This is a genomic window from Mesonia sp. K4-1 (genome assembly GCF_008017825.1).
Classification (GTDB): Bacteria; Bacteroidota; Bacteroidia; order Flavobacteriales; family Flavobacteriaceae; genus Mesonia.
The window spans coordinates 63,165-82,914 of sequence record NZ_VRLS01000032.1; the positions used below are offsets into that span (position 1 = coordinate 63,165).

The 19,750-nt window shown below is 31.5% G+C and carries 19 protein-coding genes; 10 read left to right on the forward strand and 9 right to left on the reverse strand.

Going from position 1 to position 19,750, the window contains the following annotated elements; genetic code table 11:
* Positions 1-26: 26 nt before the first annotated feature.
* A complete protein-coding gene (locus FT986_RS05760; protein ID WP_147864261.1) occupies positions 27-992 on the reverse strand; it encodes a lipid A-modifier LpxR family protein in 966 nt (321 codons plus the stop codon).
* A gap of 96 nt (positions 993-1,088) precedes the next feature.
* Between FT986_RS05760 and FT986_RS05765 the strand changes: the two genes are divergently transcribed.
* Positions 1,089-1,724 carry an NAD(P)H-dependent oxidoreductase gene (locus FT986_RS05765; protein ID WP_147864262.1) on the forward strand — a complete coding sequence of 212 codons (636 nt, stop codon included), beginning with the start codon at positions 1,089-1,091 and terminating at the stop codon, positions 1,722-1,724.
* 53 nt (positions 1,725-1,777) lie between these two features.
* Here FT986_RS05765 and ribB read toward each other — a convergent pair whose 3' ends face one another.
* The 8 genes from ribB to FT986_RS05805 all read right to left on the reverse strand — a co-directional run bounded on the left by ribB (position 1,778) and on the right by FT986_RS05805 (position 9,404).
* Positions 1,778-2,923 (reverse strand): 3,4-dihydroxy-2-butanone-4-phosphate synthase, encoded by a 1,146-nt coding sequence (ribB, locus tag FT986_RS05770; protein WP_147864263.1) that lies wholly within the window; start codon positions 2,921-2,923, stop codon positions 1,778-1,780.
* 30 nt (positions 2,924-2,953) lie between these two features.
* Entirely contained in the window at positions 2,954-4,459 is a 1,506-nt protein-coding gene (locus FT986_RS05775) for an LptF/LptG family permease (RefSeq protein WP_147864264.1), read from the reverse strand.
* Positions 4,460-5,104, reverse strand: coding sequence for an outer membrane lipoprotein carrier protein LolA (locus FT986_RS05780; RefSeq protein WP_147864265.1), 645 nt, complete (start codon positions 5,102-5,104; stop codon positions 4,460-4,462).
* Between the two features lie 8 nt (positions 5,105-5,112).
* A complete protein-coding gene (locus tag FT986_RS05785) occupies positions 5,113-7,533 on the reverse strand; it encodes a DNA translocase FtsK (RefSeq protein ID WP_147864266.1) in 2,421 nt (806 codons plus the stop codon).
* Between the two features lie 66 nt (positions 7,534-7,599).
* Positions 7,600-7,980 carry a diacylglycerol kinase family protein gene (locus tag FT986_RS05790; RefSeq protein ID WP_147864267.1) on the reverse strand — a complete coding sequence of 127 codons (381 nt, stop codon included), beginning with the start codon at positions 7,978-7,980 and terminating at the stop codon, positions 7,600-7,602.
* A 105-nt stretch (positions 7,981-8,085) separates the two neighbouring features.
* Entirely contained in the window at positions 8,086-8,334 is a 249-nt protein-coding gene (locus tag FT986_RS05795) for a hypothetical protein (RefSeq protein ID WP_111540011.1), read from the reverse strand.
* Positions 8,315-8,629: a thioredoxin family protein gene (locus FT986_RS05800; protein ID WP_147864268.1), complete on the reverse strand. Its 315-nt coding sequence runs from the start codon at positions 8,627-8,629 to the stop codon at positions 8,315-8,317. The genes FT986_RS05795 and FT986_RS05800 overlap by 20 nt, the downstream gene beginning before the upstream one ends.
* A gap of 139 nt (positions 8,630-8,768) precedes the next feature.
* Positions 8,769-9,404 (reverse strand): peroxiredoxin, encoded by a 636-nt coding sequence (locus tag FT986_RS05805; RefSeq protein WP_147864269.1) that lies wholly within the window; start codon positions 9,402-9,404, stop codon positions 8,769-8,771.
* Between the two features lie 215 nt (positions 9,405-9,619).
* Between FT986_RS05805 and hutI the strand changes: the two genes are divergently transcribed.
* From hutI to FT986_RS05850, 9 genes are all read left to right on the forward strand, one after another.
* Positions 9,620-10,858 carry an imidazolonepropionase gene (hutI, locus tag FT986_RS05810; RefSeq protein ID WP_147864270.1) on the forward strand — a complete coding sequence of 413 codons (1,239 nt, stop codon included), beginning with the start codon at positions 9,620-9,622 and terminating at the stop codon, positions 10,856-10,858.
* A 7-nt stretch (positions 10,859-10,865) separates the two neighbouring features.
* Positions 10,866-11,843 (forward strand): formimidoylglutamase, encoded by a 978-nt coding sequence (locus tag FT986_RS05815; protein WP_147864271.1) that lies wholly within the window; start codon positions 10,866-10,868, stop codon positions 11,841-11,843.
* 11 nt (positions 11,844-11,854) lie between these two features.
* Entirely contained in the window at positions 11,855-12,661 is an 807-nt protein-coding gene (locus FT986_RS05820; RefSeq protein ID WP_147864272.1) for an MBL fold metallo-hydrolase, read from the forward strand.
* Between the two features lie 166 nt (positions 12,662-12,827).
* Positions 12,828-14,024, forward strand: coding sequence for a tyrosine-type recombinase/integrase (locus FT986_RS05825; RefSeq protein WP_147864273.1), 1,197 nt, complete (start codon positions 12,828-12,830; stop codon positions 14,022-14,024).
* A gap of 50 nt (positions 14,025-14,074) precedes the next feature.
* Complete coding sequence (locus FT986_RS05830; RefSeq protein WP_147864274.1) at positions 14,075-14,629, forward strand: hypothetical protein; 555 nt, start codon at positions 14,075-14,077, stop codon at positions 14,627-14,629.
* Between the two features lie 158 nt (positions 14,630-14,787).
* Positions 14,788-15,642 (forward strand): hypothetical protein, encoded by an 855-nt coding sequence (locus FT986_RS05835; RefSeq protein WP_222706185.1) that lies wholly within the window; start codon positions 14,788-14,790, stop codon positions 15,640-15,642.
* 168 nt (positions 15,643-15,810) lie between these two features.
* Positions 15,811-16,650 carry a DUF1837 domain-containing protein gene (locus FT986_RS05840; RefSeq protein ID WP_073182781.1) on the forward strand — a complete coding sequence of 280 codons (840 nt, stop codon included), beginning with the start codon at positions 15,811-15,813 and terminating at the stop codon, positions 16,648-16,650.
* Positions 16,635-18,749 carry a helicase-related protein gene (locus FT986_RS05845; RefSeq protein ID WP_147864276.1) on the forward strand — a complete coding sequence of 705 codons (2,115 nt, stop codon included), beginning with the start codon at positions 16,635-16,637 and terminating at the stop codon, positions 18,747-18,749. The genes FT986_RS05840 and FT986_RS05845 overlap by 16 nt, the downstream gene beginning before the upstream one ends.
* Before the next feature lie 167 nt (positions 18,750-18,916).
* Positions 18,917-19,630 (forward strand): hypothetical protein, encoded by a 714-nt coding sequence (locus tag FT986_RS05850; RefSeq protein ID WP_147864277.1) that lies wholly within the window; start codon positions 18,917-18,919, stop codon positions 19,628-19,630.
* Positions 19,631-19,750 lie beyond the last annotated feature (120 nt).

Genomic DNA, 19,750 nt, shown 5'->3' on the forward strand with positions numbered 1-19,750 from the left:
GACTAAAGTAACTTAAATGTTAATAATTAAAATTGGTAGGCGATACTTATAGCACCATAACTATGCGTTCTTATAGAGTCTATTTCACCGCTATTAATATAATAAATAGCAGAAAAATCTAAATCCCTATAATGAATAAAACCTCCTAAACTAGCATGAAAAGTAGTGTGATCTATATCTTCTAAAATATAATCATTCTTGTTAGATCCAAACATATTACCTTGTAAAGTGGCATCGTAAGCTTTTAGTTTGAATCCTCCTGTCAACTTTATAAAATACTCTACTTCATCATTAGTATTAAATAATGAGTTTTGAAATGCTGTAGATTTTTGAATTTCTAAAAACCTACCAAAACGTATTCCTAGTTGAGGGTTCACAAAAGTTCTTACGTTTCCTAAAGAAGCATTTCCTTCTAAAAAACCGTTAAAACTATTATTTGTAAAAATAGAGCGTGTATAGTTCGCTTTTAAATTTACTCCTAGCTGATTGGGTACTTGCTTGTCCCAACCTTCTAGCACTACATCTCCAGAAACTTGTGAATGAAACCAATCTTGTAACTCGTGTGCTTGAGAAATTTCACCTAAAACACCAATTTCTGTTTTAAATGTTATTATACTTTTATCGAACGTATAGGTAGTTCCTAATGTAGCATATGACCAACCCGCAAAAGGTCTAATCCCAGTAGTTTCACCTGTATTAAAATTATAATTTGGAGTATAAGCTTCTAATTTTAAATTAATAAAATGAAGAAAGTCCTTTTTATCTGAAAAAATACGCGTAAATAAGTTTTCCTTGTTTGGAATAAATCTATAATCTGCTGAAACGCCAAAGGAGTATGATCTATCTTTATTAGTAAATACCGCAAGGAAATCGTTATCTGTAGAAGCTACAATCTGGTGCCGGTTATTGTTTTGAGAAGGTAAGCTGTCGTCTTGAGCAGTCATTTGAAGACTCAATCCTAAAAATAAAGCAATAATGTATATGTTATTCATAAGTGGAAATCGAAAAGTATAATTTATAGATTTAATTTTCTGTGATTGAGTGCGAATCTTTGTAAATTGCCGCAAAGATAAACAAACCTTAAGTTAATGAATGTTATAGATTCGTTAGAATGGCGTTATGCCGTTAAAAAATTTGACATTGAAAAAAAGATTTCTCAAGATAAAATAGAAATTTTAGAAAAAGCTTTTTCACTTACGGCAACCTCTTATGGATTGCAACCTATAAAAATGCTTGTTGTTGAAAATAAAGATGTTCAAGAACAACTTTTAGAACCTTGTTTTAATCAGCAACAAGTAAGTACAGCTTCTCACATTCTTGTTTTATGCATTGAAGATGATCTTGATGAGCAATTTATTCTTAACTATTTTGAGAGAGTTAAGGATTTAAGAAATACGCCAGACGAAATTTTAAATCCGTTTAAAGATTTTCTTATCAAAGATTTTGAAAAAAGTAGTAAAGAGAAAATTGAAACTTGGGCAAAAAACCAGTTGTATTTAACGATGGGAAATTTGCTAACGGTTTGCGCAATTGAAAAAATTGACGCTTGTCCTATGGAAGGGTTTCAGCCAAAAAAAGTAGAAGGAATTTTAGGTTTAGAAAAGTATCAACTAAAACCCGTTTTATTGTTACCCGTTGGCTATCGAGCAAAAGATGATATGTTTGCTGAGTTTAAAAAAGTAAGAAAAACTTTAGAAGATACGATTATACATTATGAAAAATAAGTATTTTTCATAATGTATAATTTTCCTATCGAGATTATGATAAGCAATTAAAATTAGTAATTAACGTATTCTGTAATTTCTAACCCGTAACCTATCATCCCTACTCTTTTCGTTTGTTTAGAATTAGATAGTAGTTTTATTTTATGAATTCCCAAATCGTGTAATATTTGCGCTCCAATACCAAAGTCTTTATTATCTAAGGCTAATCTTGGTGCTTTTATTTCACCATTTTTTTGCAACACTTTTAATTCTTCTAAACGAGTAAGAATATTAAGGTTGGCCATTTCTTGATTAATAAATACAATAGCTCCACTCTCCTCTTTATTCAACGCCTTAAACATTTCGTCTAGTTTCTTGTCGGCGTTATTGGTAAGCGTACCTAAAATATCATTATTTACCAAAGTAGAGTTTACTCTAACTAAAACTGGTTCTTCTGTACTCCAGTTTCCTTTGGTTAAAGCAATATGAACTTGATTATTGGTGGTTTGTTTGTAAGCTCTAATTCTATAGTTTCCAAAACGAGTTTCAATATCAAAATCTTCTTTTTTCTCAATTAAAGAGTCGTGCTGCATTCTATAAGCCACCATATCCTCAATAGAGATTAATTTAAGATCAAATCTTTTAGCTACTTCTACCAATTGGGGTAAACGTGCCATAGTCCCATCATCATTAAGAATTTCAACTAAAATCCCAGCCGATTCAAAACCTGCTAATCGAGCTAAATCTACCGCAGCTTCTGTATGACCTGTTCTTCTTAAAACTCCGCCATTTTTCGCTTTAAGCGGAAAAATATGACCTGGTCTTCCCAAATCACTAGGTTTGGTTTCTTTTTCTACTAAAGATTTTATGGTTTTTGCTCTATCGTGCACTGAAATTCCTGTGGTACAACCGTGACCTATCAAATCTACCGATACTGTAAATTGGGTATGGTGTAGAACGGTATTATTATCTACCATCATATTTAAGCCTAACTCATCGCAACGATCTTCAGTAAGTGGAGCACATATTAATCCGCGACCATGTTTAGCCATAAAATTAATCATCTCTGGTGTTACTGCTTCCGCGGCAGCGATAAAATCACCTTCATTTTCTCTATCTTCATCATCTACAACGATTACCATTTTTCCTTTACGGATGTCGTCTATAGCTTCTTTTACAGTATTGAGTTGTATTTTAGTAGGTGTGATATCTTGAGTCATTTTCTTTTTCTTTTGTGCAAAGTTAAGTATCTATTCTTTGTCTTTCTTTGCTAATCCTATTTTTCTGAAGAATTTTTTAATGGGTAAAATAATTACGTCTGGGTTAAAGAAACCTTGATCTGTCGTTGCTCTATAAGTCAAAAATGCCCCTAAGGGTAACATAATGAACGTCGAAAGCCAAGAAGCAAAAAACGGACTTACAGCACCATTTTCTGCACTATTTTTAGCAAATATCCCAATAAAGTGATAGGTTAAAAATAATAGAATTGCAATAACCATAGGTAAACCTAATCCTCCTTTACGAATAATAGCTCCTAAAGGTGCTCCCACAAAAAATAAAATAAAGCAAGCGAGCGCTAAAGCATACTTGTTGTGTAATTGAATTTCTGTTTTATTAATGGTTTCTGCTTTTTTTCTAAGTATAGATCTTTTTCCTTTAATATTTGATAAGGTTCCTCGCACAGATCCTATGGCAATATTTAAATGTTGTTGTTGATCTAGAAGTGTGTAAGAGTCATATAATTCTTCTAACGTCTTAATATCATACTTTTCAGGTTTATCTCCTTGAATACTTTTTATAGCTATTTTTTTTGATGTTATAGTATCTTTCGACTTTTTTGGAGCTATGCCAATTTTTTCAACTCCGCTCCTATTTAAAATATTATCTGAAAAGCTTTTTTTATCTTGATTAAGATCTTCTGATAAAGAATCTATCGCTACACGAAGCTCTTTACTATCTAACATTTTGTAAGAATAGTTATATTTTTCTTCGCTCAAATCTACTTCGTTAAAGCTCGATAAATCTATATTGATCTTGTATTCATCAAAGTAACTTTTTACAAAAGGTTTTTTTCTTCTAGCTTCATAGTCATTTGGCTGAACTTCATCATAATAATTACCATCAAAAAGAATAAGCGATAATATATCTGAATCTTTATCTCCTACCAGTTCACCATCTTCGGCTTTAATTACGGTGAAGTTCCCTCTCATATTAGGGTTTTTCTTATGAATAATGACATCTTTAAGAAACTCGTCGTTATCTCCCGATTTATCTTTCACTTTTATATTTACATCTCCTATTTCATTAAAAGCGCCTTCTACAATAGCCATGGCAGGTTTGAGCTTAGAGATATTCTTTCTTAAATTAATCGATTTAAATTCTGCCCACGGGATTACGTTGTTAGCAAAGAAAAAAGCCGTAATACTTAAAAAAGAAATAAATATAATTAGGCTTCGCATAGCGCGCTGTAAAGAAATCCCAGAAGATTTCATAGCTGCAAACTCATAGTTTTCTGCAAAGCTACCAAATGTCATAATAGAGGTTACCAAAATAGTTAATGGTAACACTAATGGGATTAAATTGGGAGCAAAGTAAAACAGAAAGCGAGCTATAATTAAAAAGTCCAAATCTTTACCCGCAAGCTCTGATATATATAACCAGATGGTTTGGAGTAAAAAAATGAACATTAAAATCGTAAAAACTGCTAAAAAAGTTTTTAGATAACTCTTAAATATGTAACGATCTATTATTTTCAATTAGTCGAGTCTATTGATGTAATATCCAGCATATTTATTTTCATCAAAAGAAAATAAATTATTAGAAAGAGGTTCGTTGGTTTTAAAACTATTCACTTTAATAGTCACTTTGGTACCGTTATCTTGTTTCTGAATTAAGTTATAAATATGCTTAGTCTGCACATCTATTCCTAATAAAATTTCTTTTATCTCAGCTTCAGAGTCAATTGGGTTTAATTTAATATACTGAATTTTTCTACCTTTTATATCTTGCGTAGTGTCCCATTTGTAAGTGTAACCATCCTCATAAAAGGTTAGCATTTTTGATGGAGTAACACCTTGGTCATCATTAGGATTGTAAGTAGAAATAGTAATTTCCTCATCTTCAGGCACGATGGTATATAATTTTTTCCCATCAAAAACACGAGTTACTCCCATCAAATTAAGACGGTAAAGTTCTCCTTTAAGACTTACATCTCCTCTTGTTTCTTGCTTAATATTTTCTGCAGTGTTTTCTAAAACATATTTAAAATCCACTACAATATTATCGTAAGATTTAACTTTTTGAGAAACTTCATTTAATAATTTTTCAGCTTTCGCAGAATTTTGTGCTTGCGCTAAACCTGATAATCCTATGGCTAAAACTAGTAAAACAATCTTTTTCATTATACTTATTATTCGTTATTTAAAAATTCATCTAAAGCAACCAAATCGGTAATTAAAACTTGTCTGGCTTTACTTCCTTCAAAAGGACCTACAATTCCTGCAGCTTCCATCTGGTCTATTATTCTACCCGCTCTATTGTAACCTACTTTCAATTTTCTTTGTAATAAAGAAGCTGATCCTTGCTGAGCAGTAACCAAAATTTCGGCAGCTTCACGAAACAGTTTATCTCTTTCGCTAACATCTATATCAAGTCCTGTGCCACTTTCTTCGCCTTCATATTCTGGCAGTAAATGAGCATCTGGATAAGCTTTTTGTGCACCAATAAAATCTACGATTTTTTCTACCTCTGGAGTATCTACAAAAGCACATTGTAAACGTACCAAATTATTTCCTTGTGTGTACAACATATCTCCTTTACCAATTAATTGATCGGCTCCTCCCGTATCTAATATAGTTCTAGAATCTATTTTACTGGTTACTCTAAAAGCGATTCTTGCAGGGAAGTTGGCTTTAATCATACCTGTAATTACATTTACCGATGGTCGTTGCGTGGCTATAATTAAGTGAATTCCAATCGCACGTGCTAACTGCGCCAATCTGGCAATAGGAGTTTCTACTTCTTTCCCTGCAGTCATAATTAAATCGGCGAATTCATCCACCACTAATACAATGTATGGAAGATATTTATGTCCGTTTTCCGGATTTAATTTTCTAGCTTTAAACTTCTCGTTATACTCTTTAATATTTCTAACCATGGCGTCTTTTAACAAGTCGTAACGGCTATCCATTTCAATACATAGTGAATTAAGTGTATTGATTACTTTAGTATTATCGGTAATAATCGCCTCTTCAGAATTTGGAAGTTTGGCTAAATAATGTCTTTCAATTTTATTGAATAAGGTAAGTTCTACTTTTTTAGGATCTACCAATACAAACTTCACCTCTGCAGGATGTTTTTGGTACAGTAACGAAGTTAAAACCGCATTTAACCCAACCGATTTTCCTTGACCCGTTGCCCCAGCCATTAACAAGTGAGGCATTTTAGCCAAATCAACTACATAAGTTTCATTAGAAATAGTTTTCCCTAAAGCCACCGGAAGTTGCATTTCGGCATTTTGAAATTTAGCTGAAGCCACCACCGACCTCATACTTACAATCGTAGAGTTTTTATTAGGAACCTCAATACCAATAGTTCCTTTCCCAGGAATTGGAGCAATAATCCTTATTCCTAAGGCCGAAAGTGATAATGCAATATCGTCTTCTAAGTTTTTAATTTTAGAAATACGAACTCCTGCTTCTGGTACAATTTCATATAAGGTAACCGTAGGCCCTACAGTTGCTTTTATTTGAGCAATTTCAATCTTATAGTTTTTAAGGGTATTGACAATATTATTCTTATTTTCTTCTAATTCCTCTTGATTAATGGTGATTCCACCGCCGCCAGCATTGTAATCTTTTAATAATTCTATGGTAGGGAATCTATAATTTTGAAGTTCTAAAGTAGGGTCGAATTCCCCAAAATCTTTGACCAATTTTTTACTTAATGTATCTACCTCTTCTTCTTCTTCAACCGTGGTTTCAACTTCCATAGAGACGTCTCCTTCCTCTTCATTGCCTTCAATCACAATTTTTTCTGATTTAGGTTCAGGTTTAGGCGCGGGCGTTGATTCTTGTGAAGTTTCTTGTGTTTCGGTTTTTACATCTTTTGCTTCCGCGGAAGCGTTATCTTGAACGTTATGGGTTTGTTGGGTTTGCTCTTCCTGTTCTTTCTTTAAAAAATCTTGAAGTATTTCTTCTTCTTTGGCTTTAGAATCTTCAAAATCTTGAGAAACTTCCTCTTTGGTACGTTCAAAATAGCTGGCAACCAACTCTGGGGTGATGTTAAGTCTAATAACTAGATAAGCAATCATCACAAAAATAAGCACTAAAAGAGTTCCTGTAAATCCTAAGTAATCTTGTAAAAAGTCATTTGTTTCGTAACCTATAACTCCGCCCAGCAAGGCATTTTTTGTAGCGAAAAAACCAAATAACGTCGAAAACCATATCATCACTAAAATTCCCCAAAACCAAAAGTTTTTAAGAGATTTAGAGTTGAGATTAAAGAATAAATAAATTCCTGTGAGGGAAGTGAGAATGGCAAGACTAAAAGAAGCGACCCCAAAGCCTTTATAAATAAAAAAGTGGCTTATTTCTGCTCCAAATTTACTCAGCCAATTTTTAGTTTCTATGTTCCTATCGGTAAAATATCCAATCGTATCTTGGTCATATTTCCAATTAAAAAGAAATGATATAAACGCAATTGTAAGTGCTATACCCAAAAGCATTAAAAAGCTACCTAAAAGTACTTTGTGCTTCCTTGTAATAATTACTGTTGGAAACTTAAAAGGGGCTTTTTTATTTTTTTTTGCTTTTGTTTTTTTCTTCGCCATTTATGTTCTTAATAAGCCGCAAAAATACAAATATGATTCTAAATTTTAGGCTGTAAATATTAGGGTTTATAGATTAATATTAACAATGTAGGGGTAATAAATTAGGATCCCAATAATTACTGCTACTAAAGCGGCAAAAAAAACAGCTCCAGCGGCAAAATCTTTAATTAAACCTATTTTATGATGAAAATCAGGATGAATAAAATCTGCTATTTCCTCAATAGCTGTATTTGCACCTTCTAAGCTCAGAACCAAACCTATAGCTAAAGTTTGCATTATCCATTCTTCTTTTGAGATATTAAAATAACAGCCAGCAAAGATCATACATATTGCGATTATTGCTTGCACCTGCACGCTGGGTTCTGTTTTTAATAATAAAAACGCACCTCTCGTGGCATAAACCCCTCCTTTGAGTCTACTAATGATAAAATTATTTTTCTTTTTCATACTTCTAAAAGCTAAAAGTAACTATAATCTTAAGACCTTAAAATAAATCTACAAAAAAAGGCTACATAAAAGTAGCCTCACATTCTATATTAAATTATAGAGTTGTTATTTATCGATAGATCCCATCACTTTTTTCACAAAGTTATTAGCGGCATCTCTTTCTGGTACACCATCGGCGACCATTTTATGAACTTCGATGGCTCCGCAAATATTGGTGATTAATTCCCCAATAACATCCATATCCTCATCGGTTACCGAGCGGTGTTCTGTAAAAGATTCTAAAACATCAACGGTGTGTTCTAGTTTCTCTTGCTCGTTATTTTTTTGCAGGTGTCTAATTACTGGTAACTTCATCTACAATCTCTTTTAATGATTCTAATTTATTTGTTTGCACTTGTTTTACAAAAGATCCTCCTTTAAAAGTAGCGAATGTAGGTAAGTTATCTACATTTGCTAATTTTCTTGATTCAGGAAATTTCTCTGCATCTACTAAAATAAACTGTGCGTTTTCATTTTCTGAAGCTAACTTTTTAAATTTAGGCTTCATCAAGCGACAGTTTCCACACCATCCAGCCATATATTGTACTATAACTGTATCGTTATCTGAAACTATTTCACTTAAATTATCTTGTTCTAATTCTTTTAACATAGCAATTTTTTTATTCCGCTTTAGCGAACTTAATATTCAGTTTAATAAAACTAAATATTAAAATTATTTTTTTTATTAACCTGGCGAGCGAACCCGCCAGGATTTCTTTACAGCTTGTTTAATCTTTATGATTGAAAGATTAGTTAGCTAAATAAGAAGCTACTCCTTCTCTATTTGCTTGCATAGCATCTTTTCCTTCTTCCCAGTTTGCAGGACAAACTTCCCCGTGCTTTTGTACGTGAGTGTAAGCATCGATCATTCTTAAGTATTCATTCACGTTTCTACCTACTGGCATATGGTTTACACCTTCGTGAAATACAGTTCCTTCTTCATCGATTAAGTAAGTAGCTCTGTAAGATACATTATCTCCTTCTATAGTGATATCTCCAGTTTCATCGTCATAACGCTCATCTGAAGCGTCTAAAATACCTAATCTAGAACTTAAGTTTCTATTAGAATCTGCTAAAATTGGGTAAGTTACACCTTCGATACCTCCATTATCTTTAGAAGTATTTAACCAAGCAAAATGAACCTCTGCAGTATCACAAGAAGCCCCGATTACAATAGTATTTTTCTTTTCGAATTCTGGTAAAGCTTCTTGAAAAGCGTGAAGCTCTGTAGGACAAACGTATGTAAAGTCTTTTGGGTACCAAAAAAGGATTACCTTCTTGTTATTCTTTTGAGCTTCTTCTAAAACATTAATTTGAAAAGTATCGCCCATTTCATTCATTGCGTTTACTTTTAAATTTGGGAATTTTTTACCTACAATAGACATATTTTAAATTTTTATAGATTAATTAATTTTTCTAGTACAAAAATACAGGCTTAGTTCAGTTTTTTATTTAATTTTTTCTTATAATTTTTTATACCGTAATAAATATAATCTATACAGAATTAAAATCACTATAAATTTATACTATCCATCCTTATTTCATTGAGATTACGAACGATTTAAAATCATTTTTTATTAGCTTTTTATATCTTTATCGTATGAAAACACTTATTACCAATATAAAAGAACTTATTCAAGTTAGAGAATACTCAATTAGCAAATTGCAAGGAGCAGAAATGAAAGAATTACCTAGCATAAAGAATGCTTGGTTATTGATAGAAAACGAATTCATAGCCGATTTTGGATCGATGGATTCTCTTCCTACTCTCGAAGTCGATTCTAAGATCGATGCTACCGGAAAAATGATTTTGCCGAGTTGGGTAGATTCCCATACTCATTTAGTCTATGCAGGAAATAGAGAACAAGAGTTTGTAGATCGAATTAATGGGTTAACCTATGAGGAAATTGCCAATAAAGGCGGTGGAATTGTAAATAGCGCTCAAAAATTGCAGCAAACCGATGAAGATAGTCTGTATGAACAAACGGTAAAACGATTAAAAGAAGTTATTCAGCTAGGAACGGGAGCCATTGAAATTAAGTCGGGTTACGGATTAACGCTTGAAGCGGAATTAAAAATGCTTCGGGTTATTAAGCGATTAAAAGAAGAATTCCCTATCACTATAAAAGCTACTTTTTTGGGAGCTCACGCTTTACCCAAAGAATATAAAAATAATAGAGAAGCTTATATTGATGAAATTGTCAATGTAATGATTCCAAAAATAACCGAAGAGCAATTGGCAGATTATGTTGATGCCTTTTGTGAAAAAGGTTATTTTACGGTAGAAGACACCATTCGTGTGATGGGAGCTGGTAAAAAATACGGTATGCCTGCCAAAATACACGTAAATCAATTTAATACAATTGGAGGTATAAAAGCTGGAGTAGAAAATTCCGCGTTAAGCGTAGATCACCTTGAAGTGATGAATACAGAAGATATTGAAGTATTAAAAGGTAGTGAAACTATGCCAGTAGCACTTCCCTCCTGCTCTTTATTTTTAAGCATACCTTACACTCCGGCTAGAGAAATGATTGATGCTGGTTTACCTTTAGCTCTAGCAACCGATTATAATCCAGGAAGTACACCGAGCGGAAATATGAACTTGGTGGTTTCTTTAGCTTGTATTAAAATGAGAATGACCCCAGAAGAAGCAATTAATGCAGCTACGATAAATGCAGCTTATGCGATGGGAATATCTGAAACTCATGGTTCTATCACCAAAGGAAAGAAAGCGAATTTGATCCTTACCAAAGAAATTCCGTCTTACGGATTTCTACCTTATTCATTTGGTAGTAATCATATTGAAAATGTATTTTTAGAAGGACAACCCCTAAACTAACTTAAGTATGAATTTTTTTAATTTTCTTACCGAAAATTCCGCGAAAGCGTATATCAATTCCAGAGAAGGCGAAACCAAATTGGGAGAAAGCATCAAGTATGTATCTTCATTTGAAGATTTAGAAAATCTTTCTGAAAAATATGTGATTTTTGGTATTCCAGAAGATATTGGAGTACGAGCAAATCTTGGGCAACCTGGTACTTCTAAAACTTGGGAGCCCTTTTTAAAAGCTTTTTTAAACATACAACACAATCAATTTAATGATAATAATTGTATTGTTTTAGGAAGTCTAGATACAGAAGCTTTACTCGATAAAGCAACCCAAATAAAAGAAGCAAGTCAACTCGGATCTCTGGTATCTGAAATTGACCTTATGGTTACCCATTTGGTAGAAAAAATCATTTCCTTAGATAAAATCCCGATTATCATTGGTGGCGGCCATAACAACAGCTATGGGAATATTATGGGAACTGCAAAAGCCTTAGATAAAAAAATACATGTGATTAATATCGATGCGCATACAGATTTACGCGAAACCAATTACCGTCATAGCGGAAATGGTTTTAGTTATGCTAAACAAGAAGAGTACTTAGATCGTTATGCTATTGTGGGATTACACCAAAATTACACTCCGCAATATATTTTTGATTTAATGGATAATGATAAAAGCATTAGCTATAGTTTATTTGAAGAATATTTACACTTAACGACTATAGATCAATTAATTAAATTTAAAAAAGCAACAGATTTTGTCAAGAACAGCTTTGGTTTTGAATTGGATTGTGATGCCATTCAGGATTTTGATAGCAGCGCCAGGACTCCGTCAGGATTTTCTGTAAATGAGATTAGAAGTTTTATCAACCTAGCAAAAAAACAACATGTACATTATTTGCATATTTGTGAAGCGGACGCTAGTAGAAATCCGCTTATAGCGAAAGCTTTATCTTATTTTGTATCAGATTTTATTAGAACAGAAAATAATTAAAATTAGACTTTATGAAAAAAATATATACCCTATCCATCTGTCTCATATTTTCATTTTTAAGTTGTAAAAACGATACAGAAAAAAAGGAAAAAATTGAAATTAGTGAGCCAGTGGCTGCAAAAGATACTACAAAGGAGAGTTTAAAAGTAGCTCCCATATCTCATGCTACTATGGTACTAACTATGGGAGAACAAGTTTTGTTTATTGATCCTGTTGGAGGAGCTAAAGCTTTTAAAGGACAAGAAAACCCGACTCATATATTAATTACTGATATACACGCTGATCATTTTGATCTTACTACGTTAAAAGAAATATATGATGATAAAGCTAAAATCATCGCACCTAAAGCTGTAGCTGTACAACTCCCTGAAGCTTTACAACCAAACCTTATGGTGATGGAAAATGGAGATAGTGAGAAATTAAACGGATTGCTTATTGAAGCTATGCCTATGTATAATTTAAGAAAAGAAGCTTTAGAGTTTCATCCTAAAGGTAGAGGAAATGGCTATATAATTACTTGGGAAGATGAAAAAATTTACATTTCTGGAGATACAGAGGATATTACTGAAATGAGAAATTTAGAAGGAATCACAAAAGCCTTTGTATGTATGAATCTACCTTACACGATGCCGGTAGAATCTGCTGCAGATGCGGTTTTGGACTTTAAACCGAAAGTAGTTTACCCTTATCACTATAGAGGAAAAAACGGAATGAGCGATATTAAAAAATTTAAAAACATTGTAGAGACGAATAACCCTTCGATTAAAGTTGAAACGTTAGGTTGGTATAAAAAAGATCAAATAATAAAAGAAAAATAAGCTTAAAAAAACAAGTTCTAAACTTTAAAGTTTAGAACTTGTTTTTTTACTTATAATACCTACTCTACCCATTTTTTAAAAGTGCTTCCTAATTCAAGAAGCACTTTTTTAGTTTATGTTCTTTTTTTTAGTTAAATTGAAAGGTTATTTTTTAAACAAAATTATTATGGCTTTTATAATATTAGATACTTTTATACACAATAATATTTTGAAAATAGGAATTAGGTTTTCTGTTTTTGATACACGTTTAAAAGCTCATACTAAAAAAATTCCGAAGGTAAGATGGTCTTCTACCCATAGATCATATTATGTAGACCATTCTAGAGACAATCAATTCTTCTTGTTTAAGCATTTTAATAAAGGTGGTTATTTTGTAGATTACGAAAAACTGAAAGGAGTTAAAGAATTAAATCCGCAAAAGCGAAAAGAAAAATCAAAGTTTATTTCGGTTAGTAAGAAGGATCTAAACCCCTATCAAATAAAAATATTAAAAAAGTATGTTTCTTATTTACGCGGAAAAAGATTTAGTGAAAGTACGGTAAAATCTTATTACGGTTTTTTATTAAAATTTGTTGCTTTTACCAGAAAAGAGATCCAAGATATAAGTCAGGCAGACTTTCAATATTTTTTAGAAAATGTAATCACCAAACAATCTTATTCAGTAAGCTCACACCGGCAATGCATAGGTGCATTAAAACATTTTGCTGCACTTTTTGCTATAGAGGGTATCGAAGAGCTAGAAAATTTACGTCCTAAAAAAAGTAGGCAATTACCTACGGTCCTTGCGCAAGAGGAAGTCATTAGAATCTTACAGGTAACTAGGAATTTAAAACATCGTTTTATTTTGGCTATTATCTATTCTTCGGGTTTGCGGATTGGAGAGTTAATAAATATGGAGGTGAAACATATTGATGTACTTAGAAAACAAGTATTTATTAAGGCTGGAAAAGGAAGAAAAGATAGAACTGTAATGTTAGCTGAAAGTGTAATGCCTCTACTCTATAATTATTTACAAACTTACCGACCCGATTATTATTTAATAGAAGGTAATGAAGCTGGAAAGTACAGTCCCACTAGCATAAGAGCTTTTTTAAAGAAATCTTGCAATCAAGCTCAAATTTTAAAAAGGGTAACTCCTCACACTTTAAGACATTCATATGCAACACATATGTTAGAAGATGGGGTAGATTTAAGATATATTCAAACATTATTGGGACACAGTAAACCTGAAACAACTATGATTTATACTCACGTCACCAAGAAAGATCTGCTACGCATTAAAAGTCCGTTAGATATGGCAGTTTTGCGATTAAAAGAATCTGGTTATGAAAACAAAAAAGTGTTGTTATCCGGCAAATTATAGTTATAAACGACTATATTTGAGTTGATATAACCAGTTGTGCAACATTTGAAATGACATTCGAAATAGGAAAATACCAAGTTGAGTTATTAAACGAATCTGACTATAATCCAGACTCGAAGGACAATCTGAATAAATATTTAAATAACTATTTAACGGAATCTGATTTCAAATTACCGACTAAAATCGGAATAAAAATTTTAGAAAACGGAACTGAAATAAATAGTGCGATAATTGGAGCTGAAAACGGAGCAACTGGACTGCACAAAACTTCACAAATTATTGAATCTAATCGGATTTTAATATGCTGTTGCGATTCAGTTTTTTGTTTGGACTTACCTACTCTAAATCTGAATTGGAAAACAAAAGTGGATATAGCTACTGCATTTGAAATATTTAAAATAGAAAACGGTTTTATAATTCACGGAGAATTGGAAATAACGCGAATTAATAATGACGGAAAAATAATATGGCAAAATGGTGGAGCTGATATCTTTGTTTCGCAAAATGGAAAAGATGACTTCGAAGTTAAAGACAATTTTGTGAAAGCAACTGATTGGGACAATCGAATTTATAAATGGAATTTAAACGGAGTAGAAATTGAATAAAAAACGTTGCACAACAATGTATAACCGCAATTACGGCGGATTCGACTACGTCCGAATCCACTCGGAATTGCTAACGTCAGTTCTTAACCGAAAATCATTAACTTTAAATCCGTAACTGACGGTTATACGAGACCGTTAGCAAACATTTGATGAAAACCGTGAAATATATTCAAATTCTCATATTGATTTTCATTTTTAGTTGTTCGAATAATAAAAACAAATCGAATGACCAAGAATTTGATTCTCAGAAAATAGACACACTGAGATATGGGTATAACGGATTTAATAATGGGCTACGACTGGACTTATTAAGTGATGGACGTTTTATTAACGAAAATTATCTATTCAGTTGCTTTGGTGGCGGAGAAAGGAAAAAAGTATTCGGAACATATAAAATGGACAGTCTGAAACTGACCTTGAATCCCGAAAGAATTGAATTTATTGAATATCCTGAGGATATGGAATCAAAACCGAAAACAACCAAAATAAATTATGGAATTGACTCATTAAAAATCAAAACGGAATTTCAAGTTATAAAATGGGAAAATAATGAATATCTGTTTTCAGAATTCTTTGATTTTGGTTGGAGTTTGGAAAAAGAAAATGACTATATCCGATTTGCAGACTATATAAACAGTGGTTTAGAACCAGAAACGAGTGGTATGTATTTAGTTAGAAAAACCAAAGATTCAATTACGTCTGAATTTGATTTAAAACAAATACCTGAAAAATGGAAAAGTTATTTTTTAAAAGAACCTGTATCTGCGAAAATTAAATACATCAAAAAAGTTGTTGACCCAAACGATGAAGAAAATATCTCTTGGTTAATCGAATTGGACAAAGGAAAAAATGACAGAATGAATAATAGGCTGACCTTGGAAACAAAAGACGGCGAGTTTTTTATCGAGGTCGATTCTGTTTTGAGTAACAGAAGTTTTGGAATGACCTATATGTATGATTTTACACCAAAAAAATTCCCAATCGGAACTGAGTTAAGAACAAAATGGAAATAAAAAAACGTTTGCTAACAATGTATAACCGCAATTACGGCGGATTCGACTGCGTCCGAATCCACTCGGAATTGCTACCGTCAGTGCTTAACCGAAAATTAACGCATATTAACCCGTAACTGACGGTTATACGAACCGTTGTGCACAAGCTAAAAAACAACCAACTAAGAAATGAATCTACAATTTTTAAAGCTACTTTACCATACAAATGAAGTTCCGATTGGTATGACAGGACTCTGTTGTGGATTTGAAGCTGGTGAATGGAGACATAAGCAATTTTCTGAATTTTTATTTGACCGCCACTTATTAGACTTTGCTCTAAAATTTTCTGAATATGAAAATTTAAACTATTTAGATGCTACAAATAAGCTCAAAAAAGCTGCCAAATTAATCTATCAAAAATATCATTCTAGACGAGGTGAATTTGGAGAATTAATATTGCATAGTATTATTAAAGAATGTTATAATACAACACCTGCAATAAGCAAAATACACTTTAAAGATGGACCCAATGAAACTGTAAAAGGTTTTGATGCTGTTCACGTTTTAGAGGTTGACAATCAGTTAGAACTTTGGCTTGGAGAAGTTAAGTTTTATAGTAATATTTCCAATGCAATTCGAGATGTTGTTCCAGAGATTAAAGACCATTTAGAAAATAACTATCTACGAAATGAATTTATCGCGATAACAAATAAAATAGATGAAAAATTTCCTTTAAAGGATAAATTAAAAAAGCTAATCGACCCTTATACCTCATTAGATGAAATATTTTCTTCAATAAGTGTTCCTGTTCTTTTAACTTATAATTCAAATACAACAAAGGATATCACAAAATTTACAGACGAGTATATTGACAAAATCAAACCTGAACTTGAAAAAATATTTGAAGCATTTAAAGATAAAATTGGAGATATAGATTTAAAAATTCATCTATTTCTGCTTCCAATGAAAGAAAAAATAGAATTAACTGCATCACTTGACGAAAGACTTAACGTATGGCAGAACTTATAGAAATATCTCAACTAATTAAACTTATTGAAACAGAAGAGAGTTTTGGTAATCGTGAATTTGACATAGCAAAATCTATTTCTTACTATTACAATAAGCGCAATATTCAAGCAAACGATTTAATACTTTTTGCCTTAAATTTCAAATATAAATTCAAATTTACAAGTGGAATTATAAATGATTTGGCTCGTGAACTAGGTTTGTTCCCATACTTAAACCCAGAAGAACTTTCTCTAGAAGATTTAATAGCTTACGAATTTCATAGACCTGAGGGAAAAAAAATAGAAAATATAGTTTTTCACAAAATACAAGCACAAATTTATTATTCTTTATTAAATGGAGAAAATGTAATTCTAAGTGCACCAACAAGTTTTGGTAAAAGCTTAGTAATAGATGCAGTAATTGCTATAGAAAAATATGAAAATATCGTAATAGTTGTCCCAACTATTGCGCTAATCGATGAAACTCGTAAAAGGCTATCTAAGTTTAAAGAATCTTATAAAGTAATAACCCATAGTAGTCAGACTATATCAGAAAAGAACATTTTTGTATTAACACAAGAAAGAGTTCTAGAGATTGTTCCTGATGATATTGATATTGATTTTTTCGTTATTGATGAATTTTACAAAATAAACTTTACAACTTCAGACTTAAATAGGACTATTGCTTTAAATCAAGCTTTTTATAAACTTTTAAAAAAAGGAGCTCAGTTCTATTTATTAGGCCCAAATATTGAAAATATTAATAATAGCTATTTTCCAAATGAGGTAACTTATAAATACATTAGAACAGATTATAAGACTGTAATTAACCGTAGAATAAAAGTTGATTATAATGGAAATCATATTGATAAATTAATTGAATTATGTTCAGAACTAGATGGACAGACCTTAATTTATTGTAAATCACCACGAAGTATAAATCAGCTTGCTAAGGCTCTATTTTTAGGTGGTATTTTTAAAAAGAATAAAAGTGTAGAGAAATTATCAAATTGGATACGTTCTGAATTTCACTCAGAATGGTATTTAGCTGATTATTTAGAATTTGGAATTGGTTTACATCACGGAAGATTACCTCGTTCTCTTTCTCAAATCATATTAGATAAATTTAATAATGACGAGCTGAACGTTCTCTTATGCACGAGTACAATTATAGAAGGTGTTAATACAAAGGCTAAAAATGTTATTATTTATGATAATAAAGTAGCTCAAAATAAGTTTGATTTTTTTACTTATAATAATATTTGTGGTCGTTCAGGAAGAATGTTTGAACATTTCATAGGTGATGTTTATTTATTTCACGATGCACCTATCGAAGAATTACCTTTAGTTGATTTTCCTTTATTTACTCAAGGCGAAAACACACCAGATAGATTATTACTTCAATTAAATGAAGAAGACTTAAATAAAAAGTCTAAGAGAATTGTAAATGAGATAAAATCGAATTCAGAATTATCTTTTGAGACATTAAAAAGTAACTCTAATATAGAGCCTTCGTTTCAAAATGATTTAGCTAAAGTTATTTTAGACTATGAACAAAATATAAGATGGCATTATCCGGATTATAAACAACTTGAAGCAGTATGCTTTCTTATTTGGGAACATTTTATTGCACCTTCAAACTCTAGAGCTTTTATTAAATCTTATAAGCAATTAACCTTCAAAATTTATCAAGTTATGCGTTATAAAGATATAAAGACTTTACTAGCGCTAGAAGTTGCCAATAAAACAAACAAAGACGAAATTAATAAAGCTATCGAAGCAGAAATTAATTTTATTAAGTATTGGCCTCAATACCATTTCCCAATATATTTAAAAAACTTACAATCTATTGCAAACGAGGTTTTTGAGAACAACAATAAAGAGCCAATTGATTATTCTTATTTTGCAAGTCAACTAGAAAGTCTTTTTACAAATAGCAACTATAATATTCTAGAAGAGTATGGACTTCCTATTCAAGTTTCAAAAAAAATTCAAGGTGCTCTAGAAAATACTGAAAATTTAGATGATTTATTGGAGATTATATCCAAGTTAAATATTGAGAATTTAGCACTGACTGAATTTGAAAAGGAAATATTGTTGAATATGAAAGAATATATTTAAAAAAGCCAGTGCACAACAACGTATAAAATTAATTGCTAGTTCTAGCCTACTTACGAAAGTCCTCGCGGACTTTCTATCTGTGATTTATTTGCTAACTTTAGTGCTTAAAACACGCAACTAATCTTATACAAAACCGTTGCCAGCAATATTAACGGAAATTTAAACTAATGAGAAAACTGATTTTAATATCTCTTTTAATAATAAACTTATTTAGCTGTAAAAATAATGATAAGCCAACTGTAACTTATGATAATTTAAATGACAAGAAAGAAATTACTAGGGATTCATCTATAATTGTCATTAATGAACTTCCAATTGAAATTGATAGTACAGATTATTTAGTTTATATAATAGGAGAGCCAAGTAATATAAGTTATGGTTCATCTTATAGCGGCTTCAGTTCAGAATCTAATAATAGAAATAGTTTCTCCGTAATAAATTCTTATAACTCCACTATTTCAGGAAAAATACATAATTTAAAGTTTCAAAAATTTGAATCTGACACAATAACTCAGTTAACTAACGAAACTATTTTGATTAATTCTGTAGATTTTTTAAGAGAAATATTCAATATAAACAAAAAGCAATACTTATTATACACTGTTTACGACAATGACTCTAATGCCGATCAAAAGATTAATTATCAGGATTTAAGAAGTCTTTATATGAGCGAAATTAATGGGCAAGGTTTTAAAAAACTTACTCCTGATTTTCAAGAATTGATTAATTGGAAAATTATAAAAAGTCAGAACCGCCTCTACTTTAGGACAATTGAGGATATTGATAAGAACGGAGAATTTGACAATGAAGATAAATTACATTATTTCTATATAGATTTTGATAAAGATAACTTAAAGTCTAAAGAATATAATTACATCTAATAAATACTGCGGGCAACAATGGTAACCGTTGCACAAGTCTATAATTTCTAATAAAACTATTTTTTTAAGCCGCTTTTAAGCGGTTTTTTTAGTTTTAGACCGTTGATAAACTTGATAAAT